Here is a 26680-nt window from a genome sequence, read left to right on the forward strand (position 1 = left end):
AGGAAACCAAAATGCTCATCGGCGTGCCGAAGGAAATCAAGAACCATGAATACCGCGTGGGCATGACGCCCACTTCGGTACGTGAAGCCGTGCGCAGCGGCCACACCGTGTGGGTGCAGAGCCAGGCCGGTGCAGGCATCGGCTCCAGCGATGCCGACTACGAGAAGGCCGGCGCCAAGATCATTCCCACTGCGGACGAGATCTTCGCCAAGGCCGACATGATCGTGAAGGTGAAGGAACCGCAGGCCGGCGAGCGCAAGATGCTCCGCGAAGGGCAGATCCTCTATACCTACCTCCACCTCGCCCCCGATCCGGAGCAGACCAAGGACCTCGTCAACTCGGGCGCAATCTGCATCGCCTATGAAACCGTGACCAGCGCCCGTGGCGGCCTGCCGCTTCTTGCGCCCATGAGCCAGGTGGCCGGCCGCATGTCGGTGCAGTCCGGTGCCCATAGCCTCGAAAAGGCGCAGGGCGGCCGTGGCGTGTTGCTGGGCGGCGTGCCCGGCGTGGCACCGGGCAAGGTCGTCATCCTCGGCGGCGGCGTGGTCGGCACCAATGCGGCCGCCATGGCGCTTGGCCTGGGCGCTGACGTCACCATTCTTGAGAAGTCCACCGACCGGATGGAAGAACTCGTGGCCCGCTTCGGCACGCAGCTGAAGACGCTCTACTCCACCCAAGGTGCGGTGGAAGACGAATGCGCCGAAGCTGATCTCGTGATCGGCGGCGTTCTCATTCCGGGTGCCGCTGCGCCGAAGCTCGTGACCAAGAAGATGCTCTCGGGCTGGAAGAAGGGCTCGGTGCTCGTCGACGTCGCCATCGACCAGGGCGGCTGTGCCGAAACCTCGAAGGCCACCACCCACGCCGACCCGACCTACGAGGTCGACGGTGTCATCCATTACTGCGTCGCCAACATGCCGGGTGGCGTGGCCCGCACCTCCACCTATGCCCTCAACAACGTGACGCTGCCCTTCGGTCTCGCCATCGCCAACAAGGGCTGGAAGAAGGCGCTCTCCGACGACATCCACCTCCGCAACGGCCTGAACGTGGCGGGCGGCAAGGTGACCTACAAGGCTGTCGCTGACGATCTCGGCTACTGCTACGTGCCCGCCGAAAAGCTCCTCGGCTGAGCCCGGGCACACTCCTGAAACACGAAGCCCGCCCGGCGATCACCGGGCGGGCTTTTTGTTGGGGCACAAAGATCAGGGGCGTTACGCCTCCTGCTCCTTCTTGTCCTGGAGGTAATAGTTGGCCTGCTTGCCGTAGATGGCGCCGCGCAGGAAATTGCGGATGCGCTCCGACTTGCGCAGCGGATCGAGCACGGCGCGGATCACATCGTGGGCGATCACCTTGGCAGCATCGAGCACGGGCGACGCGCCCGGCCCGCGCTGCGGCAGGCCGAAGCGGCGGAGCGTGCCGTTCATGGTGCGGATCTTGTTGAGGCGGATGACCTCCGGCGTCTTCCACGTCATCGCCATGGAGATCGAATAGCTCGAACCCGTCGAGACCCAGTGCGGGATCATGTAGGGCATGTGCAGCGCATCACCCGGCTTGAGCGTGTGCATGGTGGCGCGGCTCTCGAACCAGTCCTCATAGGGCATGTTGCGGTGGCGGTTGGGAGAAAGCTCCATCCACTGCTCGTTCACCAGCGCGCGGTCGCTGTTGTCGAAGGTGCGCACGAACTTGTCGCCATGCAGCTGGATCAGGATGTTCTCTTCGGCATCGATGTGGAAGGGCGTCGTGGCATTGGCCGACGAGACGAAGATGAAGCCCTGGATGTCCGAGAAGTCACCCGGCTCGCGGCCCGCCGCAAGATTGGCCTCGCGCACGAAGCTTTCCAGCACCGAGCGATAGGCCGGGTGCGTCTCCACGCGCTTCAGCACCATCCAGGCGTTGTCGACCTCGATCGAGCGGATCACGTCGTCCGGCGACTTGTCGATGCGCGGAATGTCCTCGGGCTTCACGCCCACGGCCACCTTGCCGGAGTTGTATTCGATGCGGTCACGCGGCATCGACTTGGCAAGTTCAACAAGGCGCGGCAGCGAGAAGAGCGGGTGGCCCGCAAGCGTGTGCTTCAGGGTGAAGGCTTCCTTGAGGAACTTCGCCTTCGCGGTTGCGCTGTCGATATGAACAAGTGTCATGAGGCTCTCCGTCCGGTCAGTCTGAGATAAATCATCTTTGCCGCGGCGCGGGCGGCATCCTTAAGGGCATGATAGCGGGCGACCACGCTGAAGGTGGCGCTGCTCACGGCGCTGCCGGCAATCACCACGTCCATGCAGGTGATGCGGTCGCGCCAGATGCGGTCGATCATGGGATGACCGGGAATGGCATTGGAGTCGGCGAGGCGCAGGCCCTCTTCGAAGAGGCAGCGCGTAGCCTCGACAATGAGAAGCACGCCCGGCGAGAATTTCGCGAAGGCCTCGTCGTAGCCGATCTTGCCGAGCACGACATCGCCGCCGTTGACGAGGGCAAAGAGCGAAGCCACGGGCTGGCCATCAAGACGCAGCGTCCAGAAGCGCACCTTGTCTTCGCGGTGCATGGCGGCAAGGCCGGCGCTGAGGCCACGGGCGGCATCGGAATCGCTCGCCATCGCCGTGCCACGCTCGCCCTTCCAGCCCGAGGCTTCGACAGTGAGGAAGGCGCGAATGTGGGAGGCAAGGTCGCCACCCGGAATCAGTTCGTGCAGCACCAGCGTGCCCTGCTCCGCGAGCCGGGCCTTGAGGCGCTTCAGTTCCTTGCGGCGCTTGTGATCGAAGTTGTTGGTCATCCAGCTTTCGAAATCGCCGGAGAGGTCGAGCGCCGCGCGCTGCCAGGTCTTCAGCACATGCACGTGCTTCGCGCCCTTGAGCAGCGCCTCGGCCACCGGGTGGTGGGCCGGCACGCCGCGCAGCACCAGGGGTTCGCCCAAGTCGTTCAGGAAAGCCGCGGCATCCGACTCGGTCACGGGACCGGTGACGGAGGGCAGCGGGCACGGTGTGAGCGCCGTGGTGACGGATTGCAGGTGGGTAAGCGGGAGGAGTGATTCCTTCGCCGCAAACAGGCCGAAGGGGCCCGGCTCCGTGCCATTCACAAGCGTTGAGGCATGCGGCACATGTGCCAGAACGGCACGCATCCACGCGGCATCGGAAAAAGCTGAGGCGGTCGGGCTCATCATGGGCAAGGCATTGCAATATGCCCGCCAGTCCGGCCCTGCTTGGTTAACCCGCAAAGCAAAAGGCCGGGTTGAGGCCCGGCCTTTCAAAACGAGGTTATTGTTTGGTTCAGCCTTCGGTCTTGGCGGCGAGAACCTGGCGGCCCTTGTAGGTGCCCGACTTGAGGTCGATGTGGTGCGGACGGCGCAGTTCGCCCGAGGTCTTGTCCTCGATCACCGTGACTGTCGGCATCTTGTGGCCGGAACGGCGCATGCCGATACGGCTCTTGGTCATCTTCTTGCGTGGAACAGCCATGATCTAAACCTCTGAAAGAACGTGTAAAAATGAATCGCCCCGGGTCCGGGGCGCGAAATCTGGGGGGTCTATAGCCAGTTCTTGCGGTCGAGGCAAGTGAGGTATGGCCCCATTCCGCGGGCCCGGCGCTCGATGATGCCGGCGATCAGCCGCACACCGCGCGAGGGCTTGCCGGCCTTCCGCTTGATCGGATTGGGCAAAACCGCAGCGAGAAGCGCCGCCTCGCGGCGGGAGAGCTTGCTCGCGGGCTTCTTGAAATGAAACTGGGCCGCAGCCTCTGCGCCATAGACGCCCGGCGCCCACTCCACGATGTTGAGATAGACCTCGATCATCCGGCGCTTGGTCCACAGGGCGTCCATGTAGAGGGCGAGCGGCATTTCCAGCCCCTTGCGGATGGCCCCCAGCGGCCCCCGCCCTTCCCAGAGGAAGAGGTTCTTGGCCGTCTGCATGGAGATGGTGGAGGCACCGCGAGACGGTCCCTCGCCGTCGTCCATGGCGTCATCGATCACGTTCTGGAATTCGACCCAGTCCACGCCGTGGTGAGTGCAGAAGCGGGCGTCCTCCGAACTCACCACCGAGGCCGCAAGATAGGGCGACATCTCGTCGAGGCTCACCCAATCCTTGTGGATGCCGTTGCCGGTGAACAGGCGGAAGACCATGAGGTTGGACACGGGCGGGGGAATGACCCCGTAGATCAGCGTGCCGACGATGGGCCACGCCACAAGGAAGGCCATGACAGCGAGCACCCGCCGCTGCCACACGGAGCGGGCCTCCCAGAAGGTCCAGAAACGCTGGAAGCGGCGCGGGGAGGTCCCTGCCTGTGGCTCATCGGCCAGGGACTCCCGCTTCTTGCGCGGGGCCCAGGGCAGCTTCTCCCGCGGCTTGCCCGCGTCCTTCTGTTGAGATTTCGATGCCATCTGCGTATGGAACGCCATATTGCGGAATTGGACTCGTGACACAAGAGCAGCAACCGGACTTCCAGACAGCCTTGGTGAATACCGCGCAGGCGGTGGAGAAAGCCCTCGACAGCCTCTTGCCTCCCCGCCCCGGCGACCGCCTGCGGGAGGCCATGCGCTATGCGAGCCTCGGCCAGGGCAAGCGGTTGCGGCCCTTCCTCGTGCTGCAGTCGGCGGGCCTGTTCGATCAGCCGTCGAACAAGGCGATCCGCGTGGCGGCGGCGCTCGAGTGCATCCACTGTTACTCCCTCGTCCACGACGACCTTCCTGCCATGGACGATGACGACCTTCGCCGCGGCCAGCCCACCACCCATCGCAAGTTCGATGAGGCCACCGCGATTCTCGCGGGCGACGGGCTCCTCACCTTCGCGTTCGAGATTCCTCGCGGTACCTCAAACCCACACTGATCCTGCAGTCCGCAGCGCGCTCGTGCTCGAACTGGCGCGTGCCGCCGGCGAGGCCGGCATGGTCGGCGGCCAGATGCTGGACATCGTCGCCGAACAGGGCGGCTTCTCCTCCTACGCGGCCATTGCCGAGATGCAGCGCGGCAAGACCGGCGCCCTCTTCCGCTTCGCCTGCGAGGCGGGTGCCATCATGGCCGGGGCCGACCGCACGCCGCTTCGTCAGTATGCGGAACATATCGGCCTTGCCTTCCAGATCGCCGACGACATTCTCGATGTGGAATCCGATGCCGCAACGCTGGGCAAGGCCACCGGCAAGGACAAGGAGCGCGGCAAGGCGACGTTTGTGGATTTCCTCGGACTCGACGGTGCCAAGCGTGAGGCCGCGCGTCTGTCCGAGGCGGCGGTTGCGGCGGTCGCTGTCTATGGCGACAACGCCAGGCTTCTGGCCGAGACGGCGCGCTTCATCGTCACGCGCAAGAAGTGATCAACTGTTGATGCGCTTCATCGCCTCGTCGTAGCCCTGCACGGGATAGACCCAGCCGCGACGAATGGCGAAGCGCCATGTCAGGATGGGTGAGCGCGCTACGTCTTCCGGCGTTACGGCCAGAATGCCGTCCCGGTCATTTGGCGAAAGGCCGGGCTTCAGCATCACGTTGGCGGTGAGGCCGGTCAGTTCCGCCGCCTTCGCAAGGCCATACTGGATGAAGCCGGAGCAGATGAACTGCGGCGGCACCCACTTGTGCAGCTTGCGCGTGGTGGTGCTGACCGCATGTTCCATGGAGCGGCGCTGGCCCTTGCTGAGCGTGAACCAGCCGAGCCTGAGGCTGAACACCGCCGAGAGCCCCATGCGCATGACGCGGCCATAGTCGTAGCCCGACTTCACGTGATCGAGCATCAGCCCGCGCACCTTCTTGAAATAGCTTTCGGTGAACTGCTCGCCCTCGAGCCGCAGCACCACGATCTCCGCATGGGGATGCTTGCCACCGATGTAGTCCTTGATGTTGGAGAGGCCGACACCGCCCCTCACGCTTTCGAGAATGAAGCTGCTGGTGAAGCCTTCGTCCGGATGCGCCACGAGGAAGACGAGGGCCGCATGACTGAAGGCGCTGCCCGTGGCCCAGCGGATGGCCCAGCTTGAGAAGGTCGGACTGCGGGACAGGATGATGTCACCCACCCGCAGGTGGTCTTCGGCATTGGCCAGGAAGGATTTGACGCTGATCGCCTCAGCCATGGCGCGCCGAGCGTCCGCCCTCGCCCCAGCGCTCGCGCACATAGGTCTCGACGATGGACTTGAACTGCTCGCCGATGTCCTCGCCGCGCAGCGTCTTCACCTTGCGGCCATCGATGTAGACCGGGGCGGCGGGAAGCTCGCCCGTGCCCGGCAGCGAGATGCCGATGTCGGCATGCTTCGATTCACCGGGGCCGTTGACGATGCAGCCCATCACCGCAAGCTGGAGCGTTTCGAAGCCGCGATATTGTCCGCGCCATTCCGGCATGCGGCCACGCACGTAGGTCTGGATGTCCTGCGCCAGTTCCTGGAACACGGTGGAGGTGGTGCGGCCACAGCCCGGACAGGCGATCACCATGGGGGCGAAGGCGCGAAGCCCCATGGTCTGGAGAATTTCCTGCGCCACGATCACCTCGCGGGTGCGGTCACCGCCTGGTTCGGGCGTGAGCGAGATGCGGATGGTGTCGCCGATCCCCTCCTGCAGCAGCACCGCAAGGGCGGCCGTCGAGGCGACGATGCCCTTGGAGCCCATGCCCGCCTCGGTGAGGCCGAGATGGAGCGCGTGGTCACTGCGCGCCGCCAGCAGGCGATAGACGGCGATCAGGTCCTGCACCTCGGAACACTTGGCCGAGATGATGATCTTGTTGCGGGCAAGGCCCAGTTCCTCGGCACGGGCGGCGGAAGCAAGGCCCGACTGCACCACCGCTTCATGCATCACGGCGCGGGCGTCCTTGGGCTGGGCCGACTTGCTGTTCTCATCCATCAGTTTGGTCAGCAGCGCCTGGTCGAGCGACCCCCAGTTGACGCCGATGCGAACCGGCTTGCCATATTTGATGGCGATCTCGATCATCTGCGCGAAGTTGCGGTCCTGCTTTTCCTTGAAGCCGACGTTGCCGGGATTGATGCGGTACTTGTCGAGCGCCTCGGCACAGGCCGGGAACTGCGAGAGCAGCAGGTGGCCGTTGTAGTGGAAGTCGCCCACCAGCGGCACGGTGAGCCCCATCTTCAGCAGCTTCTCGCGGATGGCCGGCACGGCGGAGGCGGACTCTTCCCGGTCGACCGTGATGCGGACGAGCTCCGAACCTGCACGGGCCAGCTCCGCCACCTGACGGGCGGTGCCCTCGGCATCGGCGGTGTCGGTGTTGGTCATGGATTGCACTGCCACGGGGGCGCCGCCGCCCACCTTCACGTTTCCGACCATGACGCCGACCGAGACGCGGCGGGGATGTGCTGCAGTGAAAGTCATTTCGTTCCTCTGGCGCTCAAAGATGAGCCATAACATATATCTGGCGCAACTTTTCTCTCTCAAATCGTTCCGATTTGTTCGTCCGTTGCGCTAACTGCGTTGTCCGAGCGGCAAGGTCAAGACAAAGAGCAAGCCGGCCGACAGCACGATGGACGGCCCCGCGACCGTGCCCCAGGCGGCGGACATGAACAGCCCGGCAATCACCGCAACGGCTGCCATGGCGCTGCTGAGGAGCGCCATGGATTCGGGTGTTGAGGCGAGCCGCCGCGCCGCCGCGGCGGGCATGACGGTCAGGGCCGTGATCAGAAGCAGGCCCACGATCTTCATGGAAATCGCCACCACGAAGGCGATCAGCAGGGTGAAGAGCAGTTCGGTCCGCTGCACGTTGATGCCCTCGGCGCGGGCGAGGTCCTCGTGCACGGAAATGGCGATCATGTGTCGCCACAGAAGCGCGAGCAGCATAAGCGAGACTGTGGCAACAGCCCAGACCGTCCACACGTCGCGGCTCGAGACGGTAAGCACGTCGCCGAACAGAATGTCGAGGTGCCCCGTCACCGCGCCGGTGACGAGACCGATCACGACGACGCCCAGCGCGAGGGCCGTGTGCGAGAGGATGCCGAGGATGGTATCGACGGCAAGCTGCTTCTGGCTCCGGAGCGCAATCAGGATCAACGCCAGGATCATGGCCACGACAACCGCACCCACGGCGATGTCGACATTGAAGAGTAGCCCGAGCCCTGCCCCCAGCAATCCGGCATGGGCCAGCGTCTCGCCGAAATAGGCCATGCGCCGCCACACGATGAAGCAGCCGATGGGCCCCGCGATCAGCGCAACGCCGAGACCTGCAAGCACGGCGCGGCGGAAGAAGGGTTCGGAGAGAATGTCGAGCATGTCAGTGGCGGTGGCCCGGCGGATGGGGGTGGCCGTGGTGGTGATCTTGATGATCGTGACCGTGATCGTGGCCCAGGTGGGAATGGGTCTCGTGATCGTGGTCGTGGTGATGGGTATAGGCCGCGATCATGCGCGCCGCCGCAGGGCCGAAGAGCTTGGCGAATTCCGGATCCTTCTGCACCGCCGTGGGCCCGCCCTCGCAGCAGACATGGCTGTTGAGGCAGATGACGTGGTCGCTCTCGGCCATCACCATGTGAAGGTCGTGGCTCACCATCAGGATGCCGCAGCCGTGCGCCTTGCGGATGGCGGAGATCAGTTCGTAGAGCTTCACCTCGCCGTGGAAATCGACGGCCTGCACCGGCTCGTCCAGAACCAGCAATTGCGGGCGGCGGAGCAGTGCGCGGGCCAGCAGCACGCGCTGCAATTCGCCGCCGGAGAGATCGGTGACCCAGGCATCGATCAGGTGCGCCACACCAGTCTCATCGAGGGCGGCGGAGATCTCCTTCGCATTCGCCGAGAGCGTCAGCGTCATCAGGCGGCGGACCGAGAGCGGTACGTTCATGGCGATGGGAAAGCGCTGCGGCACATAGCCGATGCGCAGGTCGGCGGGCTTCTCCACCCGGCCGGCGGTGTGCGGCACAAGGCCGAGCAGCACCTTGACGAGCGTCGACTTGCCCGCGCCATTGGGGCCGATGATGGTGACGATCTCGCCCGGCCTCACCGCAAGATTGACCTTGTCGAGGATCATGCGAGCCCCGGCCTTCAGGCTCACGTCATGGGCGGTGACCAAAGCGTTGTTGACCTTCAGCATCAGGCGCTCCGGCAATGGGCGCAGATGCCCGAGAGTTCGACGACGGAATGCTTCACGGTGAAGCCCTGCGCGCGCGCCGCCTCGATCAGGCCCGCGGCCGCCTGACGGTCCAGCACTTCAGACACGTTGTTGCAGGTCTCGCAGATCAGGAGTGCCGCCGGTGCACCGTCATGCTGCTCCGAGCAGGCAACATAGGCGTTGCGGCTTTCGATCTTGTGGACGAGGTTCTGACCCTGCAGGAATTCGAGCGCGCGATAGACCGTGATCGGCGCGGGCCGGGGACCATGAACCGCCATGCGCTCGATGATCTCGTAAGCCCCCACTGCCTGATGGCTCTCGGCCACACAGACCAGCACGTCGCGGCGCTGCTCGGTGAGGCGTGCGCCGGTGGCGGCACACACCTTCTCCGCATGGCTCACGATGTTGCGGGTACAGGCGTGGTGATCGTGTTTCGGGCTGGGGAAGCTCATGCTTGTTATATTATAACATTTCCTGCCAAATACAATCTTCCGTTCAAGTTGCATTCAGGCGCCGCGGCGCATCCTCCTCGCCATGCACAGGAGATTCGTGATGCTGACCCTCAAATCCATGTCCCTCGCCGCCCTTTTCGCCGGTGTTCTGGCCGCCCCGGCGCTGGCCATCGACTTCACGACGTCGGATGGCGGCACCACCGAATTCGACATGCCGTCCGGGAACATCTGCTGCTCCTACATCCCCGATGCGGCCGATGGTCCCCTCCTCTCCTGCTCCCGGGTCAAGCCCAAGTACTGGACCGTGACGCTCACCCCCGATGGCGAGATGCACGTCTACAAGAACCCGGGCGAAGTGCCCGGCTGCGGCTATGGCGAGCCCTTGGGCAATGTCTTCGACTATGGCACCAAGTGGAAGAAGAACGGCATCGTCTGCACCTCCTCCACCTCCGGCCTCAAGTGCATGGCGAACGGCACCGGCTTCAAGCTCTCGCGCTCTGGTCTTGTGCAATATTGATCCCCGGCCCTTGCAAGGATGGCCCGCGCGCCTGAAGAAGGGCCATGGCCATCCTTGTCCTCAATGCCGGATCATCCTCGCTGAAGTTCGCGGTCTATGAACCGCGAGAGCTTGCGGAGGTGCTGCGCGGCCAGGTGAGCGGCATCGGCACCACGCCCCACCTCGAATGCGGCGGCGTGAAGGAGTCGCTTCCCGTCAACATCAGCTATCGCGATGGCCTCGCCATCCTGCTGGACTGGTTGAAGAAGCAGGGCATCGACGCAGGCACGATCACCGGTGTCGGACATCGCGTCGTCCATGGCGGCTCGGCCTTTACCGCGCCCACGCTGATCGACGATCATGTCCTCACCACCCTCGACAGCCTGCGGAGCCTTGCGCCGCTGCACCTGCCCTTCGGCATCGGCGTGTTGCGTGACATGCGCGCCTTGCTGCCGGATGTGCGGCAGGTGGCCTGCTTCGACACCGCTTTCCACGCGACACAGCCGGAACTGGCGACACGCCTTCCGCTGCCGCGGGCCTATCGCGACAAGGGCTACCGCCGCTACGGCTTCCATGGCCTCAACTACGAACACATCGTGGCGCACCTGCCGCAGCAGACCGGACGGCCGCTGCCCCACCGCATGATTGCTGCGCATCTGGGCTCGGGCTCGTCCATGTGCGCGATCAAGGACGGCAAGAGCGTGGGCACCACCATGGGCTTCTCAACCGCCGACGGCCTCGTCATGGGCACCCGCACGGGCTCCATCGATCCGGGCGTTCTGGTTGCCCTGATGCGCGACGAGAAGCTTTCGCTCGATCAGCTCGAGGACCTGCTCTATCGCAAGAGCGGGCTTCTCGGACTGTCCGGTATCTCCGGAGACATGCGCGAACTGCTGGCGAGCCCGAAGCCGGAAGCCGCCGAGGCGGTCGAATACTACTGCTATTCGGCGGCACGGCACGCGGCCTCACTGGTGCCTGCATTGGGCGGCGTCGATGCGATCGTCTTTTCCGGCGGCGTCGGCGAGAATGCCGAACCCGTCCGCACACGGATCATGTCGCACCTCGCCTGGCTGGGCGTTCCCGCTGCCCATGTCCATGTCGTCGCAGCCAACGAGGAACTCACCATGGCGCGCGATGTGGTGGACGTGCTGGGCGGCTGAGCTTCAAGCCAGCGACAGAAGAAGTGCCGCCGTGTCGACGATATCGTCCACTGTTGCACCGCGCGAGAGATCGGAAACAGGCCGTGCAAAGCCCTGCAGGATCGGGCCGATGGCCTGCGCGCCCGCAAGATACTGAGTGAGCTTGTAGGCGATATTGCCGGCGTCGAGATCCGGAAAGACCAGCACGTTGGCGCGGCCCGCTACCTCGCCGGGCTCCTTGATCTTGCGCGCGGCCACGGCCGCGGAAAGCGCTGCATCGCCCTGCAGTTCGCCGTCGATCAGCAGCGATGGTGCCCGCGCCTTTGCCAGCGCCAGCGCCTCCCGCACTTTTTCCGCATCCGGATGATCGCCCGAGCCCTTGGTGGAAAAGGAGAGCAGCGCCACGCGCGGCGTGTCCGTGAGGATGGTCCGCGCCGTCTGGGCCGAGGCAAGCGCAATGTCGGCAAGTTCCGCCGCCGTCGGCTGCACGTTCACAGCACAGTCGGCAAAGACGAGCCGCCTGTCCGGCCACTGCATGAGGAAGAAGCTCGAGGGCGTTGCGATCCCTTCGGCAAGGCCGATGGTCATCAGCGAGGCCTCGATCACCCGCGCCGTGGCATTGGCCGCGCCTGCCAGCATGGCATGAGCCTCGCCCGCCGCGACGAGCCCGCCCCCTGCATAGAGCGGCTTCTGCAGGAACTTGCGGGCGAGCGCGTCGGAGAGCTTCGGGCGCAACGCGCGCAACCGTTCCACCGCCTGCACCGGCGGTTGCGGCACGCTCTCCGCGCCGAAGAGGATGACCTGCGCAAGACCCTGCGCTTCGATCTTGCGGGCGGCTTCGGCGATGCGGGCGTCCTCCGCCTCTGGCATCACAAGTTTCAGACCCCTGCCCTTGATTTTGGCCTTGGCCTCTTCGATCACAGACATCCAGCAATCTCCGGACCGGAACCATGACGACTGAAGAGAAGATCGAGATCCATCGCGGCCTCAAGGGTGTTTACTTCGAGCGCTCCGCCACGACCTTCATCGACGGCAAGGCGGGCGAACTCCGCTACCGGGGATACTCCATCCACGACCTCGCGCAACAGTCCACTTTCGAGGAAACGGCCTACCTCCTCCTCCATGGCGAACTGCCGCTGCAGGGCCAGCTTGACGCCTTCACCCGCGACCTGAAGGCAGCGAGGCAGATTCCGGGCGGCGTCATCGACATCATCCGCACGCTCGCCCATGCCCACCCGATGGACGTGTTGCGCACCGCCGTCTCGGCGCTTGCCGCCTTCGATCCGCAGGCGGACGATAATTCGCTCGAGGCAACGCGGGCCAAGGGCGTGCGCCTCACTGCGCAGGTGCCTGTGATCGTCGGCGCCCATGCGGCGATCCGGGCGGGAAAGCCCGTTCCGGAGTCGGATGACAGCCTCTCCCATGCTGCCAACGTGCTGTGGCTTCTCACCGGCCGGAAGCCTTCGACCGAGGCAGCGCAACTCATGGACCGCGACCTCATCCTCCACGCCGAACACGGCAGCAACGCCTCGTCCTTCACGGGCCGGGTGGTGATCGGCACCGAAGCCAACCTCCACGCTGCCCTCACGGCCGCGATTGCCGCCCTCTCCGGCCCTGCCCATGGGGGTGCCGCCGAGGACGTGATGAAGATGGCGCAGGAGATCGGGGCTCCCGAGAATGCGGCGGCCTACGTCAAGGAGAAGCGGGCCAGGGGCGAGGCCGTGACCGGCTTCGGCCACCGGGTCTACCGCACCGAGGATCCCCGCGCCCGTCACATGCGGGACGGTGTCGAGCAACTCTCCAAGGAAATGGGCGAGCCGCGCTGGTTCGCCATCCTGCAAGCGGTGGTTGAGGCCATGAAGCCATATGCCCGGTTTGGGGTTAACGTTAACGTCGACTTCTATTCCGGTGCCATCTACTACCTGAACGGCATTGCGCCGGATCTTTTCGTGCCCATTTTCGCCATCGGGCGGGTTCCGGGCTGGACCGTCCAGTGCCAGGAACAGTTGCAAAACAATATCTTAATCCGGCCCCTCACCCTTTATGACGGTCCGGCCGCCCGCCCCTACGTGCCCGTTAAAGACCGTGGCTGAAACGCCACATTTCCCCAGTTCTGCCCCGCCTCTGCCACAAAATACGATGAGATATTAATCGGGGTATGAGTTGCCCCAGCCAGGGTTTGGCGATAAGCGGGGAAATCATGGGCAGAGTTCGGCCCTTTTTGGCGGCGTGGGTCGCCTGTTGTGTGTTGTGTATAGCTGCGTTTTCTGCGCACGCTGACTCACGCGCCGACAAGCTCAACCAGAACACGCTTGGCCTGCTCGCCGCCGACTCCCAGTGGCTCTCGCAGGCCATTGCCATCGCCACCGTCGTGCAGCACGACCAGGGACTCCGCGTTCTCCCGATTGCGGGTGCCGGCACCCTGCAGGGCGTTTCCGATCTTGCCTATCTCGACCGGGTCGATGCCGCGCTGATGCCGCTCGACACCCTGACCTACGCACAGGCGCAGGGCCTCCTCGACGGACTCGGCGGCAAGATCACCTATCTCGCCCGCCTGCAGCCTGTCGCCTGGGCGCTCATCGTGCCCAAGGACGTGGAAGACATTTCCGCCCTTTCCGGCAAGCGCATTGCCACGGGCCCCACGGGCAGCATGGGCTTCGTCGCGGGCGAGCTCATCTTCAACGCCCAGAACATCCAGTTCTCCCGCGTGCCCCGCCAGAACAATGAAGCCGTTGCGATGCTGAACCAGGGCAATGCCGATGCCGCCCTCGTCGATGCCAGCATTCTCCGCACAGCACGGCTCGATGCCAAGCGCTGGAAGATCCTGCCGCTCCCCGTGCCGAAGCAGCTCGATTCAACCTACGTGCCGGTGATGCTGGGCAATGCCGACGTGCCGGCCCTGATCCCCAAGGACGCCGATGTTGAATCGCTTGCGGCCCCGCTTGCCGTGATGGTGCTGGCGCGCGCGCCCGACAAGGCGACCGACACGCGCCTCAAGAATTTCACGACCGCCCTGCTCCGCAATGCCGGGCGTCTCAAGATCAACGCAAATCTCTCTGCCGAAATTCCGGGCTGGACGCGCCATCGTGCGGCGCAGGCAGCCCTGAACGAACTTGCCGCCGAGGCGACCGCCGGTGCTGAAACAGAAATCCAACAAGGAGACGGGCAATGAGCAAGTCCAAGCGCAACACCGCAAACCGTGCGCCACAAAAGGACATCCCCGCGAACGATCAGGAAGCGCCTTCCTACTCCGGGCAGGACGCGGATGATGCTGCCGCACACGCATACTCGTTCGAGGAACAGGATGCACCGCAGTCCTACGACGAGCAGGCCTATGAAGCGCAGTCCTATGACGAACAGGACGAGCGCGACGACGACTATGAGGACGAGGACCGCGAGGAAGACGCACGCAACGTGACGCCGAGCTGGTTCGGCCGCTCGGTTCCGGCGAACGATGTCCGCGACATGGCGCGCGACATGGGTGAGCAGTATCGCTCTGCCCGCGCCCACGCGCCGCTTTTCGAGCAGCCGAGCCCGGAAGCCTACGATGCTTACCGCCGCCGCCTTGAGGAGCGCTTCCAGAACGCCAAGCGCCAGGCCGCAGGGCCCATTCCGCCCTTCTCTACCATGCCGAACGACCGCGGCTTCAGCCGCGGCAAGGATGACGACGAAGGCAGCCTTCGCTTCCGCGAATGGCAGAAGAAGATGGAATCCCGCAACGGCCAGCCGGCCCAGCAGGGACGCCGCCGCGCCCGCATGTCGCCGCTCAAGATTGCCGGCCTCTTTGCCGTGGCCTGCACCATCGGCGGTGTCGCCGGTGTGGCGAGTTCCAACATGAACATGCTGCACAAGGGCTATGCCGCCACCGTCGATGGCGCCTCGACCGCGATCGGCGCGGTGCTCGCCCTGATGCAGTCTCCGCCGGCCACCGACACCAAGACGGCGGACGCCACCCCGGCCGCTGCAGCGGGCGGCAGTACCGTCCTCACCAAGAAGCCGGTGCGCATTCCGCGCGTTGACGTGGCGGATGCGAGCGGTGCCCTCAACAACCCGATCCCGCTCGAGATCGCTGCCGTACCCGCCGATCCCGACATTCCGCTTGCCCTCAAGATCACCGGCCTTCCGAACGACGCCTATCTCACCAAGGGCCGCGAAGTGGCCGATGGCGAGTGGCTGCTGAAGCCCACGGAAATCCAGGGCGTGAAGCTTGTGGTGCAGAATGCCCAGTCCTCGCAGATCGACCTGAACGTCGCTGCCGTGGAAGAGAAGACCGGCGCCCAGGCTGCCCCGCCCCGCGAAATGACGGTGGCGCTTGACCTCACCAACGTGACGGTCCAGCCCGCCAGCGCGCCGCCGGAAGTGCAGTCCAACAGCCAGCCGCTGCCGCAGGCCATTCCGGTACCGCAGGAAGCGGACAATACCGAAGCCAAGACGCTGCTCGGCAAGGGCGAGGCGCTGATGAAGACGGGTGATCTCGTGACCGCCCGCCAGTTCTTCATCAAGGCCCATGGGCTCGGCCTCGCGGAAGGTGCCTATGGTGCCGGCCAGACCTACGATCCGGCCGTCTACACCGCCATGAACGTGCGCGGTCTGGAGCCTGATGCCGCCAAGGCCAAGGAATGGTACGACAAGGCCGCTGCCGCCGGTTATGCCGACGCCCGCAAGGCCCTCGAAAAACTCAACGCCGCAGCCCAGTAAGCACTATCGACAGGGCCGGGTCGTTTCGGGCATGAGGAGCCTCACAACCCCTCCATTGCCCGGAATCGACATGCGCGCAGCCGACACCATTGTTCAGTCTCTCAAAGCCCATGGGGTGAAACGCGTCTATTGCGTGCCCGGGGAGAGCTATCTCACGCTGCTCGATTCCCTGCATGCCAGCGGCATCGAGGTGATCGTCTGCCGCCATGAGGGCGGTGCCGGCTTCATGGCCTGCAGCGAAGCGAAGCTCACGGGCGAGCCCGCCGTGTTCATGGTGAGCCGCGGGCCCGGCGCCACCAACGCCTCCATTGCCATCCACATGGCGGACCAGGATGCCCTGCCGGTCATCCTTTTGGTGGGTCAGGTGGCGCGCGAGGAACGCACCCGCGGCGTCTTCCAGGAGGTCGATTACCAGAGCTTCTTCGGCAGCATGACCAAGGCCGTCTATGAAGTGACTGACGGGCGCAAGCTGCACGAGCTTCTGCCGCGCAGCTTCCGGCTGGCGCAGGCGGGCGTGCCCGGTCCCGTGGTGCTGTCACTGCCCGAGGACATGCTGGACGATGCCGTGGAAGCGAAAGAGCCCGTGGTCTTCCCGCGCGCGCAGGTGAGCACCAATCCCGCCGACTTCGCCCGCATTCAGGCGCTGATCGATGCCAGCGAGCGGCCCGTGCTGGTGGCAGGTGGCGCACTTCGCGGCGCCGCCGGCAAGGCAGCCCTCAACCGCTTTGCCGAGGCCCAACGCATTCCCGTCGCCGTCACCTGGAAGAACCAGGAGATTTTCGACAACGCCTCGCCGCTCTATGCCGGCCACCTCGGCTTCGGGGCGCTGGCCGCGCACCGCAACGCGCTGGCCGAAGCCGATCTCATCGTGGCGATCGGCACGCGCCTCGGCGACGTTGCAAGCCTGGGCTATACGTTCCCCGAGACCCCTGCCCCGAAGCAGACGCTCGTTCACGTCTATCCCGACAGCAAGCCCATCGGGCATGTCTTCCGCACCGACCTCGGCCTCATCGCAGATCCGGTGGCCGTGCTCTCCGGCATGGCGCAGACGGCCCGCGTGGTGAGCGCCACCCGCGAGGGCTGGATCAGCAGGATCAACGGCGTTGTGAAGGGCCTGCAGGTGTTCTCGCCCGTCGATGCGCCGGACGGCATGGATTTCGGCGTGGTGGTGGACGCGCTCTCGCGCCTTGCGCCCAAGGACGCCATCATCGTCACCGATGCTGGCAACATCTCCACCTGGGTACACCGCCACTGGAAAATGACGCCCGAGAACACCCTGATCGGCGGCATCGTCGGGGCGATGGGCCTTGGCGTGCCGGGTGCTGTCGCCTCCTCGCTCGTGCAGCCGAAGCGGACGGCGCTGTGCTTCGTCGGCGACGGCGGCGTGCTGATGACCGGCCAGGAAATCGCCACCGCTATGGCCTATGGCGCGGCGCCCAAGATCGTCATCTCCAACAACGGCATCTACGGCACCATCCGCGCTCACCAGGAGCGCGAGTTCCCGGGCCGTGTCTCCGGCACCAATCTCAGCAATCCGGACTTCGACGACTGGGCTTCTTCCTTCGGTGCAGCGTCCTTCACCATCGCGCGCGGCGAGAATGACGTCGATGGCACGGTGGCGGCATTCCTTGCCGCACCCGGCCCTGCCGTTCTTCACGTGAAGTCGAGCCGCATCGCCCTCTCATCCAACGTGCAACTGAAGTCATGAACGTTCTTCTGATCGGCAGCGGCGGCCGCGAACACGCCCTCGCCTGGGCCCTCTCGGCAAGCCCGCTACTCGAAACGCTCTATTGCGCACCCGGCAACCCCGGCATGGCGAAGGTCGGCACCAACGTGGCGCTCGACGTGACCGACCATGCCGCCGTCATCCGCTTCTGCGCCGAGAACAACATCGGCTTTGTGGTGGTAGGCCCTGAAGCGCCGCTTGTTGCAGGCCTCGTCGATGATCTCACCAAGGCCGGCATCAAGGCCTTCGGGCCGACGCGCTACGCCGCACAGCTTGAAGGCTCCAAGGGCTTCACCAAGGACATCTGCCGCGCCAACAACATTCCGACTGCGGCCTACGAGCGCTTCACCGCCCTCGACAAGGCGCTCGCCTATGTGCGGGAGCGTGGCGCTCCAATCGTCATCAAGGCGGACGGCCTTGCCGCGGGCAAGGGCGTCACCGTCGCCATGACGCTGGCCGAGGCGGAAGCCGCTTTGCGCGATATCTGGGATGGGCGCTTCGGCGAGGCCTCCTGCGTGATCGAGGATTTCCTTGAAGGCGAGGAAGCCAGCTTCTTCGTGCTCAGCGACGGCGTGAACGTGCTGCCGCTCACCACCGCGCAGGATCACAAGCGCCTGGGTGACGGCGACACCGGCCCCAACACGGGCGGCATGGGCGCCTATTCCCCGGCCCCCTGCATGACGCCCGCGATCACGGCAGAGGCCCTCGAAAAAATCGTGAAGCCCACGGTTAAGGCGCTTGCCGCCGCGGGGCACCCTTACAAGGGCGTGCTCTATGCCGGGCTGATGCTGACCAAGACCGGCCCGCAGCTCATCGAATACAACGCCCGCTTCGGCGACCCCGAAACGCAGGTCCTGATGCCGCGCCTCAAGAGCGATCTGCTCACGCTTCTGCTCGCCACTGCCGACGGCACGCTCGACAAGATCAGCGTGCGCTGGAAGGACGAAGCGGCCCTCACCGTCTGCCTGTGTTCCGAGGGTTATCCCGGCACGGTCAAGAAGGGCAATCCGATCAAGGGCCTGGATGGTGACCTTGGCGCGGACGTTGAAGTCTTCCATGCGGGCACGGCGATGAAGGATGGCGCGCTCGTCTCGAACGGCGGCCGCGTTCTCAACGTCACGGCGCTGGGCAAGACCGTGAAGGAGGCGCAGGCCCGCGCCTATGCCGCCGTCGACAGGATCAGCTTCCCCGGCGGCTTCTGCCGCCGCGACATCGGCTGGCGGGCGCTATGACCACGCCGCGCCGCATCGGCCTTGCCCTCGGTGGCGGCGGTGCGCGCGGCCTCGCCCATATCGCGCTGCTCGAAGCCTTTGACGAGATGAACCTGACGCCTGCGGTGATTGCGGGCTGCAGCATGGGCGCGCTTGTCGGTGCCTGCTATGCGGCGGGCATGCCGGCCAAGGAGCTCCGCCTTCACGCCGAGAAACTGCTGTCGAACCGCGTGGACTTCGCCCGCTATGTCTTCGGCGCGCGCAAGACCAAGCCGCTGGAACTGCTCTCGCTGGGGGGCCTTGCTTCAATGCATCTCGATGGCGAGCGGCTTGCCGATCTGGCACTTCCCGATACGCTGCCCCGCAACATCGAGGAGACGCGCATCCCCCTCAAGATCATCGCCTGCGACTACGAGCGCATGGAGGAAGCGGTGCTGACCACGGGGCCGCTTGCCAAGGCTGTGGGGGCATCGATTGCCATTCCGGGCCTCATCTCTGCGCCCACCATCGATGGCCGCGTGCATGTGGATGGCGGCGTCGTGAACCCCGTCCCCTTCGACCATGTGCGCGACGGCGTCGATCTTGTCGTCGCCATTGATGTGACGGGGAAGCCGCGCCCGGCCAAGAGCAGCAAGCCCGGCAACATGGAGATCGCGGTGGGCTCGCTCCTCATCATGTTCAACCGCATGGCGCAGCTGAAGCGGGCCTTGTCTCCGCCCGACGTGTACATCACGCCGCGCGTCGAGGATTTCGGCTCGGCGGATTTCTTCCGCGCCCGCGACATCATCGCGGCGGCAGAACCGTCCAAGGACGAGTTGAAGCGCAAGCTGGAACGCATGCTGATTGCGGAGACGGCCGAGCCCGTTCAACTCACGCACACACAAGCCGAGGACAAGCGCGAGAGCTAGTCTCGCGCTGGAGTCGCACCGCGGCGCTCCCGGAAGAAGTCCCGCAGGATGGTGGCGGATTCCGTTTCGCCGATGCCGCCGTAGACCTCCGGTGCATGATGACAGGTGGGCTGGCTGAAGAAGCGCGGCCCGTGTTCGACAGCGCCCATCTTTTCGTCGGCAGCACCGAAATAGATACGGCGGATGCGGGCGAACGAGATGACACCCGCACACATGGCGCAGGGTTCGAGCGTGACATAGAGATCGCAGTCGATCAGCCGCTCGCTGCCCAGCTTGCGCGCGGCGGCACGGATGGCCAGCAGTTCGGCGTGAGCCGAAGGGTCCTTCAGTTCCAGCGTACGATTGCCCGCCACCGCCAGCACCTCACCGTCGGCGGCCACCACTGCGGCGCCCACGGGCACCTCGCCCCGCTCCGCCGCGGCATGGGCCTCGGCGATTGCAAGACGCATAGGGTCTGGCAGTTTCTGCTTCATCGTGGCAATTCACACGGAGAACAGGGCCGATTCAAGAGCGAAGTCTGGCCGGATGCCGGGAAGGTAAGATGCGGATTGTCGGAGGAAAATTCAAAGGCCACGCCATCCACGGCCCCTCCTCCACCGCCACGCGGCCGACCTCCGACCGGGTGCGCGAGTCGATCTTCAACATCCTCGCCCATGGCATCGAAGGCTTCGACCTCGAAGGTGCGCGGGTGATGGACCTCTTCGCGGGTACGGGCGCGCTCGGCCTCGAGGCGCTGTCACGTGGTGCAAAGTTCTGCCAGTTCGTTGAGGAAGGCACGGAAGCCCGCGGCGTCATCCGCCGCAATGCCGATGCGCTTGGTGCTATCGGCCTCTGCAAGATCTGGCGCCGCGATGCCACGAAGCTCGGTCCCTGCGCGCCGCAATCACCTTTCGATCTCGTCTTCGCCGATCCGCCCTACAACAAGGGCATGGGCGAGAAGGCGATGGCCTCGCTTGTTGAAGGGGGCTGGCTCGCGCCTGGTGCAGTCGTCGTGCTGGAGGAAGCGGAGCGCGCCACCGTTGCCGATGTGGCCGGCCTCACCCGCATCGACGCGCGTGTCTATGGCGACACCACCGTCTACTTCTTCCGGGCGGCTTAGGACCGTCCGAACAGACGCTCGATATCGCCCATTTTCAGTTCGATGAAGGTGGGACGGCCGTGATTGCACTGTCCGGCATTGGGCGTCACCTCCATCTGGCGCAGGAGCGCATTCATTTCATCGACGCGGAGTGTGCGGCCGGACCGCACGGAGTGGTGGCAGGCGAAGGTGGCGAGTACGTGATTCAGCTTGCCGTCGACGGATTGCAGCGTGCCCAGTTCCGTCACTTCGTCGGCCACGGCCTGCAGCACCTCTTTCCAGTCGGCGGATGCAAGGGCTGCCGGCACCTCGCGGATGACGAGCGAGGTGTCGCCGAAGCCTTCCACGGCAAGACCCGCCTTGGCCAGCATGTCCTGCACCGAGAGGACGGCGGCGAAAGTCTGGCCATCCACGTCGATCACCTGCGGCACCAGCAGCGGCTGGGTGATGACACCGCGGGCCGCGTGCTCCGCCTTCAGCCGCTCGTAGACGATGCGCTCATGGGCGGCATGCTGGTCCACGAGGATCAGGCCCGTCGGTGTTTGCGCCACGATGTAGTTGCCGTGAAGCTGCGCGCGCGCCTGCCCCAGCGGATAATCCGCCGCGGGCTCCGGTGCCGATGTATCCTGCTCTCGGGCCGAAGGCGGCATGTGCATGTCGAGACCCGTCTGCACCGCTTCGGCGAACTGTGGCTGGCCGCCGTAACTCGCCGATGATCGCGGCGGTGGCGTCGCCGAGAAGCCGCTGCGCTCCCGCCGGAAAGAGTCCAGTGTCGCCGCACTGATACCGGTGTCGGCCACGGGCCGCGTTGTGCCAAGTGCCGCGCGGATGGCGCTCACGATCAGGCCGCGCACGAAGCCCTGGTCGCGGAAGCGCACTTCCGTCTTGGCGGGATGCACGTTCACGTCCACGCGCTCCGCCGCACAGGTGATGTAGAGTACCACGGCGGGATGCCTCCCCGGCGGCAGCACGTCGGCATAGGCGCCGCGGATGGCGCCGCTAATCAGCTTGTCGCGGACGGGTCTGCCATTCACGAAGGCGAACTGCTGTGTGGCCTGCGCGCGGGCGGCGGTCGGCAGGCCGGCGAAGCCCTCGATCACAACGTCCTCGCCCTCGCGCGCAACGGGCACGGCATTCTCCATGAAGCTCGCATCCATGATGCGGACCACGCGGGCGGCGCGATCTTCCCCCGGCGGGCAATCGAGCCAGCGCCGCTCCTCGCTCACGAAGGAAAAGCCCACCGCCGGATTGGCGAGCGCCAGCCGGCGCACCACGTCGAGCGCCTCCGCCGTTTCGCTGCGGTCGGTCTTGAGGAACTTGAGACGGGCGGGCGTGGCATAGAAGATGTCGCGGACCTCGGCTTCCGTTCCCGACTTGAGGGCAGCGGGACGCAGCTCCGGCGTGCTGCCGCCTTCGACGGCGATGGAAAAGGCCTCCGCAGCTCCCCTCGCCCGCGAGGCCAGAGAGAAGCGGGCGATGCTGGCAATGGAAGGCAGCGCCTCGCCGCGGAACCCCATGGTGCGAATTGTGGAGAGATCATCGTCCGGCAACTTGGAGGTGGCATGGCGTTCAAGCGCCAGCGCCAGTTCCTCCGCCGTCATGCCGAAACCATCGTCGGACACGCGGATCAGCGACTTGCCACCGCCGCGGAAGACAACCTCGATCCGGCTTGCGCCTGCATCAATTGCATTCTCCACCAGTTCCTTGACGGCGCTGGCGGGTCGCTCGATCACCTCGCCGGCGGCGATGCGGTTGATGGTGCCTTCGGGAAGGCGGCGGATTCGCATGGCAAAGAGGTTAGCAGGCGGCTTTACGCCGTCTCAAGCCGGGCCTGTGGACGGCGGTTGCGGGCGTCCGGGACTTCAGTCCTTGAACAGATCGCCGAAGTTCTTGAAGGTACCGTAACTCGGGTTGGCGCGGCGCTTTTCTTCCAGCATGGCAGTGCGCAGCTCCATGGTGAGGTCTGCCTGGCTCTTCTTGGTGCCGTCGGGCTTCAACTTGCTGATGTTGTAGCAGCCGTAGATGTCAGGCGCCTGTGTTCCGTTCTTGCATTGGGTGCCGCCCACGCGGCGGGGCGTGACGGGGGCACCGCTGCCATAGACGCTGTCGTCAGCGGGGGGTGCGGCTGCGGCGGCGCTATAGGTGCCCGGGGCGGGTTCCTGGTAGGCCGAGGCCGTGCCCGAGCCGGGTGCCGGAAGCTGCAGGTCAGGAGGCATCGAGAGGTTGCGTCCTGCCGGGACTGCGGCGGCATCGGGACCGCGCGACCCACCGAGCAGGCTCGAGGTCGAACAGCCGGCCAGCAGGAGGCCGGACGCCAGAAGGCACATGCTCAGGAAGGGCTTTTTCATAGCGGCGACAATCTGATGACGGATTCCGGCGAAACCATGGCTCATTCTCAGGCTTTCCGGGGGGCGTGGGGCCGGAAACCATCATAGACCAGCAGGATCACACCGGCAACGATGGCCACATCGGCAATGTTGAAAATGTACCAGCTCCAGCTTCCCCAATGGAGGTGGACGAAATCCGCAACCGCGCCGTGCAGGACCCGGTCAAGGGCATTTCCCAGCGCCCCGCCGATAATCAGGCCGAGGGCGGCCGCCGACAGGGGGTGCGCCGCCCGCGCCAGCCAGATCCACAGGACGGCGGTGATGACGAGGCTCATGACCACCAGCACCATCTGGGCATTGGTGGTGAGGAGGCCGTAGGAGACACCCTCGTTCCAGGCCATGGCGAGGTCTGCGAAGGGCGTGATCTGGATGGGCGGGCGCTCGTCGAGGTTCACGATCTTCAGGATCCAGAACTTGCTGAGCTGGTCGAGCCCGAACACCCATGCGGCCAGCAGCACGCCGAGCCGCGACAAGGGGCCCCAGAAGCGGTTCGCTCCGGCCTGTATCTTGGTCACGTCGGTCACACGGTCCGTCCGAAGCGCGTCTGCCATTCGCGCACCGCTTCGGCGTCGCGGGGCGTGATATCGGGGAAGTCCTTGTCGCTGCCGATCTCTTTCGAGATCTTCCAGGAGCGGGCGCACTTGGCGCCCTCGGCCTTGGCGAAGACGACGCCCACGCCCTTGACACTGTCGATGGTGAAGGCGCCGGCTGGTGCGTCACCCCGGATCACCTCGATTGCCGAGGTGATGCAGATTTCGGCGAAGTCATTGGCGCGCAGCGCCTCGACCTCGGCGGCATCGCGCGCCACGTAGACCTTGGGAGCCGCCTCCAGCGAGGCGCCGATGGTCTTGTTGGCCCGCTCGATTTCGAGCGCGCCCGTCACCACGCTACGCACGTCGCGGATCTTCTCCCACTTGGCGGCCAGCGCATCGTCGCGCCATTCTTCCGGCGCCTTGGCGAGCGGCATCAGGTGGACGGACGAGCCCTCGCCCGCAAAGCGCGACAGCCAGACCTCTTCCATGGTGAAGACGAGGATCGGCGCCCACCAGGTGGTGAGGCAGTGGAACAGTTCATCAATCACCGAACGGCAGGAGCGGCGCTTCAGGCTGGACCACGGGTCGCAGTAGAGCACGTCCTTGCGGATGTCGAAGTAGAAGGCCGAGAGATCGGCGTTCATGAATTGCGTGAGTGCCGCAAAGATGCGCTTGTAGTCATAGACCTTGTAGGCGGCGCGGATGGTCTGGTCGAGTTCCCACAGCTTGTGCAGCACGTAGCGCTCAAGTTCCGGCATGTCCTTGCAGTAGACTTTCTCCCAGTCATGCAGGCCGTCGAGCGCGCCCAGCATGTAGCGGAAGGTGTTGCGGAGCTTGCGGTAGGCCTCGACGTTCGACTTGATGATCTCGGGGCCGATCCGCATGTCATCGGAATAGTCCGACGATGCCACCCACAGGCGCAGTATGTCCGCGCCCGAATTCTTGATCACGTCCTGGGGCGCCGTGACGTTGCCCATGGACTTCGACATCTTGCGGCCGTCCTCGGCCATGATGAAGCCGTGGGTCAGCACCTGGTTGTAGGGCGCGCGGCCCCGCGTGCCGCAGGATTCGAGCAGCGAGGAATGGAACCAGCCGCGGTGCTGGTCCGAGCCTTCGAGATAGATGTCGGCGGGCCACTTCAGCTCGGGATTGCCCTCGAGCGTGAAGGCATGAGTCGAGCCGGAATCAAACCACACGTCGAGAATGTCGCGCACCTGCTCGTAGTCCTGCGAATTGTAGTCGGGTGCGAGGAAGCGCGACGCTGCGCCATCGGCAAACCACGCGTCGGCGCCCTCGGTGCAGAAGGCATCGAAGATGCGCTTGTTGACCTTGGCGTCGTTCAGGATTTTGCCCGTCGCCTTCTCGACGAAGACGGTAATCGGCACGCCCCAGGCGCGCTGGCGCGAGATCACCCAGTCCGGGCGCTGCTCGATCATGCCGCGCAGGCGGTTCTTGCCCGAGGCCGGGAAGAACTCGGTGGCATCAATGGCGGCCAGCGCCTTGTCGCGCAGCGAATTCGCCTGCCCGTCGCCCATGGAGATGAACCACTGTGGCGTGTTGCGGAAGATGATCGGCTTCTTCGAGCGCCAGGAATGCGGATACTGGTGCTTCAGGCGTTCGCGCGCGATCAGCATGCCGGCAGAACGCAGCGCGGCGATCACCGACTCGTTGGCGTCGCCCTTCTCGCCCTTGTCGGTGATGACGCGCTTGCCCGTGAAACCGGGTGCATCCTTGGTGTAGAAGCCGTCGGCATCAACAGGCGTGGGGATCGTGGTGAAGTCGTGGCCATAGGTCTCGGCCAACTGCTTCTGGTGGGCAATCCAGATGTTGTAGTCGTCGGCACCGTGGCTCGGTGCGGTGTGCACGAAGCCCGTGCCGGCGTCGTCGGTCACGTGGTCGCCGTCGAGCATGGGGATCGGATAGCCGTAGCCCATGTCGGCCAGCGGATGGCGGCAAACGATGGCGGCAAGCTCCTTGGCATCGACCACGCGGAGGTCGCGCCAGCCCGTGACCTTGGCGGCCTTCATCACCGTCTCGATCAGCTTGGTGGCGATGATGAGCTTCTCGCCCACACCGAGCCAGTTGCCCTCGGGGGCTTCCGTCACCTTCACGAGGCTGTATTCGATGCGGTTGGAGAAGCTGATGGCGCGGTTGCCGGGGATCGTCCACGGCGTGGTCGTCCAGATCACCACGGCGGCGTCATCGAGCGACTGCTCGGCGTGGAAGTCCGTCTCGCTTACCTTCTGGCCGGGATGGCTCTCGCTCGCCACCAGTGCGACGAGGTCAAAGAGGCGCTTGATCACCGAGCGGCTGTGGGCCGTGTCATGCTTCGCCACCGGGAACTGCACGGTGATCGCGTCGCTGGTATAGTCCTGATACTCGACTTCTGCTTCGGCGAGCGCCGTCTTCTCCACCACCGACCACATCACCGGCTTCGAGCCGCGATAAAGCTGGCCCGTCTCGGCGAACTTCATCAGTTCGCGCGCGATCACGCCTTCCGAACGGAAGTTCATGGTGGTGTAGGGATGGTCCCAATTGCCCTCGACGCCGAGGCGCTTGAACTCCTCGCGCTGCACGTCGATCCAGTGCTGGGCGAACTCGCGGCACTCGCGGCGGAATTCGTTGATCGGGATTGCGTCCTTGTTCTTGCCCTTGGCGCGGTACTGCTCCTCGATCTTCCATTCGATGGGAAGGCCGTGGCAATCCCAGCCCGGCACGTAGTGGGAGTCGTAGCCCGCCATCTGGGCCGAGCGGCTAACGATGTCCTTCAGGATCTTGTTGAGGGCATGGCCGATGTGGATGTTGCCGTTCGCATAGGGCGGGCCATCATGCAGCACGAATTTCTCGCGCCCCTTGCTCTGCTCGCGCAGGCGCTGGAACAGCCCCATGTTGGCCCAGCGCTTGAGAATCTGGGGTTCGCGCTCCGGCAGTCCGGCCTTCATCGGGAAGTCGGTCTTGGGCAGGAAAACGGTGTCGCGGTAGCGATCGGTCTTTTTCGGCTGTTCGGTCATGGTGGCGGCTTGTAACGGCTTTGCCGGACAGAATAAAGTGCTCC

At 65.1% G+C, this 26680-nt stretch carries 25 protein-coding genes and 1 pseudogene; 11 read left to right on the plus strand and 15 right to left on the minus strand.

Annotated elements, in window-relative coordinates; genetic code table 11:
- Positions 1–11: 11 nt before the first annotated feature.
- Positions 12–1127 (plus strand): alanine dehydrogenase, encoded by a 1116-nt coding sequence (ald, locus tag QM801_RS10810; RefSeq protein ID WP_415019213.1) that lies wholly within the window; start codon positions 12–14, stop codon positions 1125–1127.
- A gap of 81 nt (positions 1128–1208) precedes the next feature.
- Here the strand turns inward: ald and QM801_RS10815 are convergent, their stop codons facing one another.
- From QM801_RS10815 to mtgA, 4 genes are all read right to left on the minus strand, one after another.
- Entirely contained in the window at positions 1209–2138 is a 930-nt protein-coding gene (locus QM801_RS10815; protein WP_415019214.1) for a cupin-like domain-containing protein, read from the minus strand.
- Positions 2135–3151 (minus strand): GNAT family N-acetyltransferase, encoded by a 1017-nt coding sequence (locus tag QM801_RS10820; RefSeq protein ID WP_415019215.1) that lies wholly within the window; start codon positions 3149–3151, stop codon positions 2135–2137. Before QM801_RS10820 ends, QM801_RS10815 begins: the two co-directional genes overlap by 4 nt.
- A 106-nt stretch (positions 3152–3257) precedes the next feature.
- Positions 3258–3443, minus strand: coding sequence for a 50S ribosomal protein L32 (gene rpmF, locus QM801_RS10825; protein ID WP_415019216.1), 186 nt, complete (start codon positions 3441–3443; stop codon positions 3258–3260).
- A gap of 68 nt (positions 3444–3511) precedes the next feature.
- Positions 3512–4360: a monofunctional biosynthetic peptidoglycan transglycosylase gene (gene mtgA / locus QM801_RS10830; protein WP_415019217.1), complete on the minus strand. Its 849-nt coding sequence runs from the start codon at positions 4358–4360 to the stop codon at positions 3512–3514.
- On the opposite strand from mtgA, the pseudogene QM801_RS10835 reads away from it, so the two are divergent.
- A pseudogene (locus QM801_RS10835) lies at positions 4354–5287 on the plus strand (polyprenyl synthetase family protein). The gene mtgA and the pseudogene QM801_RS10835 sit on opposite strands and share 7 nt — an antisense overlap.
- On the opposite strand, the gene QM801_RS10840 reads toward QM801_RS10835, so the two are convergent.
- From QM801_RS10840 to QM801_RS10860, 5 genes are all read right to left on the minus strand, one after another.
- Complete coding sequence (locus QM801_RS10840; protein WP_415019218.1) at positions 5288–6034, minus strand: hypothetical protein; 747 nt, start codon at positions 6032–6034, stop codon at positions 5288–5290.
- Positions 6027–7277 (minus strand): flavodoxin-dependent (E)-4-hydroxy-3-methylbut-2-enyl-diphosphate synthase, encoded by a 1251-nt coding sequence (ispG, locus tag QM801_RS10845; RefSeq protein WP_415019219.1) that lies wholly within the window; start codon positions 7275–7277, stop codon positions 6027–6029. Before ispG ends, QM801_RS10840 begins: the two co-directional genes overlap by 8 nt.
- A 90-nt stretch (positions 7278–7367) precedes the next feature.
- On the minus strand, positions 7368–8168 hold the full coding sequence (locus QM801_RS10850) for a metal ABC transporter permease (protein WP_415019220.1): 801 nt from the start codon (positions 8166–8168) through the stop codon (positions 7368–7370).
- 1 nt (position 8169) lies between these two features.
- Positions 8170–8979 carry an ATP-binding cassette domain-containing protein gene (locus QM801_RS10855; RefSeq protein ID WP_415019221.1) on the minus strand — a complete coding sequence of 270 codons (810 nt, stop codon included), beginning with the start codon at positions 8977–8979 and terminating at the stop codon, positions 8170–8172.
- Positions 8979–9449, minus strand: coding sequence for a transcriptional repressor (locus tag QM801_RS10860; RefSeq protein WP_415019222.1), 471 nt, complete (start codon positions 9447–9449; stop codon positions 8979–8981). The genes QM801_RS10855 and QM801_RS10860 overlap by 1 nt, the downstream gene beginning before the upstream one ends.
- 100 nt (positions 9450–9549) lie before the next feature.
- Here QM801_RS10860 and QM801_RS10865 point away from each other — a divergent pair, with 100 nt between their 5' ends.
- Together QM801_RS10865 and QM801_RS10870 are read left to right on the plus strand one after the other, a co-directional pair.
- Positions 9550–9966, plus strand: coding sequence for a hypothetical protein (locus tag QM801_RS10865; RefSeq protein WP_415019223.1), 417 nt, complete (start codon positions 9550–9552; stop codon positions 9964–9966).
- Positions 9967–10010: 44 nt separating this feature from the next.
- Positions 10011–11105, plus strand: a complete 1095-nt coding sequence (locus QM801_RS10870; protein WP_415019224.1) for an acetate/propionate family kinase — start codon at positions 10011–10013, stop codon at positions 11103–11105.
- 3 nt (positions 11106–11108) lie between these two features.
- On the opposite strand, the gene QM801_RS10875 is transcribed toward QM801_RS10870, so the two are convergent.
- Entirely contained in the window at positions 11109–12011 is a 903-nt protein-coding gene (locus tag QM801_RS10875; protein ID WP_415019225.1) for a phosphate acyltransferase, read from the minus strand.
- 23 nt (positions 12012–12034) lie between these two features.
- Between QM801_RS10875 and QM801_RS10880 the strand changes: the two genes are divergently transcribed.
- The 6 genes from QM801_RS10880 to QM801_RS10905 all read left to right on the plus strand — a co-directional run bounded on the left by QM801_RS10880 (position 12035) and on the right by QM801_RS10905 (position 19627).
- Positions 12035–13177, plus strand: a complete 1143-nt coding sequence (locus QM801_RS10880; RefSeq protein WP_415019226.1) for a citrate/2-methylcitrate synthase — start codon at positions 12035–12037, stop codon at positions 13175–13177.
- A 152-nt stretch (positions 13178–13329) separates the two neighbouring features.
- Positions 13330–14256, plus strand: a complete 927-nt coding sequence (locus QM801_RS10885) for a hypothetical protein (protein ID WP_415019227.1) — start codon at positions 13330–13332, stop codon at positions 14254–14256.
- Entirely contained in the window at positions 14253–15782 is a 1530-nt protein-coding gene (locus QM801_RS10890) for a hypothetical protein (protein ID WP_415019228.1), read from the plus strand. Before QM801_RS10885 ends, QM801_RS10890 begins: the two co-directional genes overlap by 4 nt.
- Before the next feature lie 70 nt (positions 15783–15852).
- Positions 15853–17490, plus strand: a complete 1638-nt coding sequence (locus QM801_RS10895) for a thiamine pyrophosphate-binding protein (protein WP_415019229.1) — start codon at positions 15853–15855, stop codon at positions 17488–17490.
- Complete coding sequence (purD, locus tag QM801_RS10900) at positions 17487–18740, plus strand: phosphoribosylamine--glycine ligase (protein ID WP_415019230.1); 1254 nt, start codon at positions 17487–17489, stop codon at positions 18738–18740. The genes QM801_RS10895 and purD overlap by 4 nt, the downstream gene beginning before the upstream one ends.
- Positions 18737–19627 carry a patatin-like phospholipase family protein gene (locus QM801_RS10905; protein ID WP_415019231.1) on the plus strand — a complete coding sequence of 297 codons (891 nt, stop codon included), beginning with the start codon at positions 18737–18739 and terminating at the stop codon, positions 19625–19627. Before purD ends, QM801_RS10905 begins: the two co-directional genes overlap by 4 nt.
- On the opposite strand, the gene QM801_RS10910 is transcribed toward QM801_RS10905, so the two are convergent.
- Complete coding sequence (locus QM801_RS10910) at positions 19624–20076, minus strand: nucleoside deaminase (protein ID WP_415019232.1); 453 nt, start codon at positions 20074–20076, stop codon at positions 19624–19626. The genes QM801_RS10905 and QM801_RS10910 overlap by 4 nt on opposite strands.
- Positions 20077–20168: 92 nt before the next feature.
- Between QM801_RS10910 and rsmD the strand changes: the two genes are divergently transcribed.
- Positions 20169–20726, plus strand: coding sequence for a 16S rRNA (guanine(966)-N(2))-methyltransferase RsmD (gene rsmD / locus QM801_RS10915; RefSeq protein ID WP_415019233.1), 558 nt, complete (start codon positions 20169–20171; stop codon positions 20724–20726).
- On the opposite strand, the gene mutL is transcribed toward rsmD, so the two are convergent.
- The 4 genes from mutL to ileS form a co-directional block, all read right to left on the minus strand.
- Positions 20723–22492, minus strand: a complete 1770-nt coding sequence (gene mutL, locus QM801_RS10920; RefSeq protein ID WP_415019234.1) for a DNA mismatch repair endonuclease MutL — start codon at positions 22490–22492, stop codon at positions 20723–20725. The two genes, rsmD and mutL, sit on opposite strands and share 4 nt — an antisense overlap.
- Positions 22493–22567: 75 nt before the next feature.
- Entirely contained in the window at positions 22568–23053 is a 486-nt protein-coding gene (locus QM801_RS10925) for a hypothetical protein (protein WP_415019235.1), read from the minus strand.
- A gap of 47 nt (positions 23054–23100) precedes the next feature.
- Entirely contained in the window at positions 23101–23643 is a 543-nt protein-coding gene (gene lspA / locus QM801_RS10930) for a signal peptidase II (protein WP_415019236.1), read from the minus strand.
- Complete coding sequence (gene ileS, locus QM801_RS10935) at positions 23613–26636, minus strand: isoleucine--tRNA ligase (protein WP_415019237.1); 3024 nt, start codon at positions 26634–26636, stop codon at positions 23613–23615. The genes lspA and ileS overlap by 31 nt, the downstream gene beginning before the upstream one ends.
- Between the last annotated feature and the right edge of the window lie 44 nt (positions 26637–26680).

This window comes from Aestuariivirga sp., from assembly GCF_047600585.1.
Classification (GTDB): domain Bacteria; phylum Pseudomonadota; class Alphaproteobacteria; order Rhizobiales; family Aestuariivirgaceae; genus Aestuariivirga.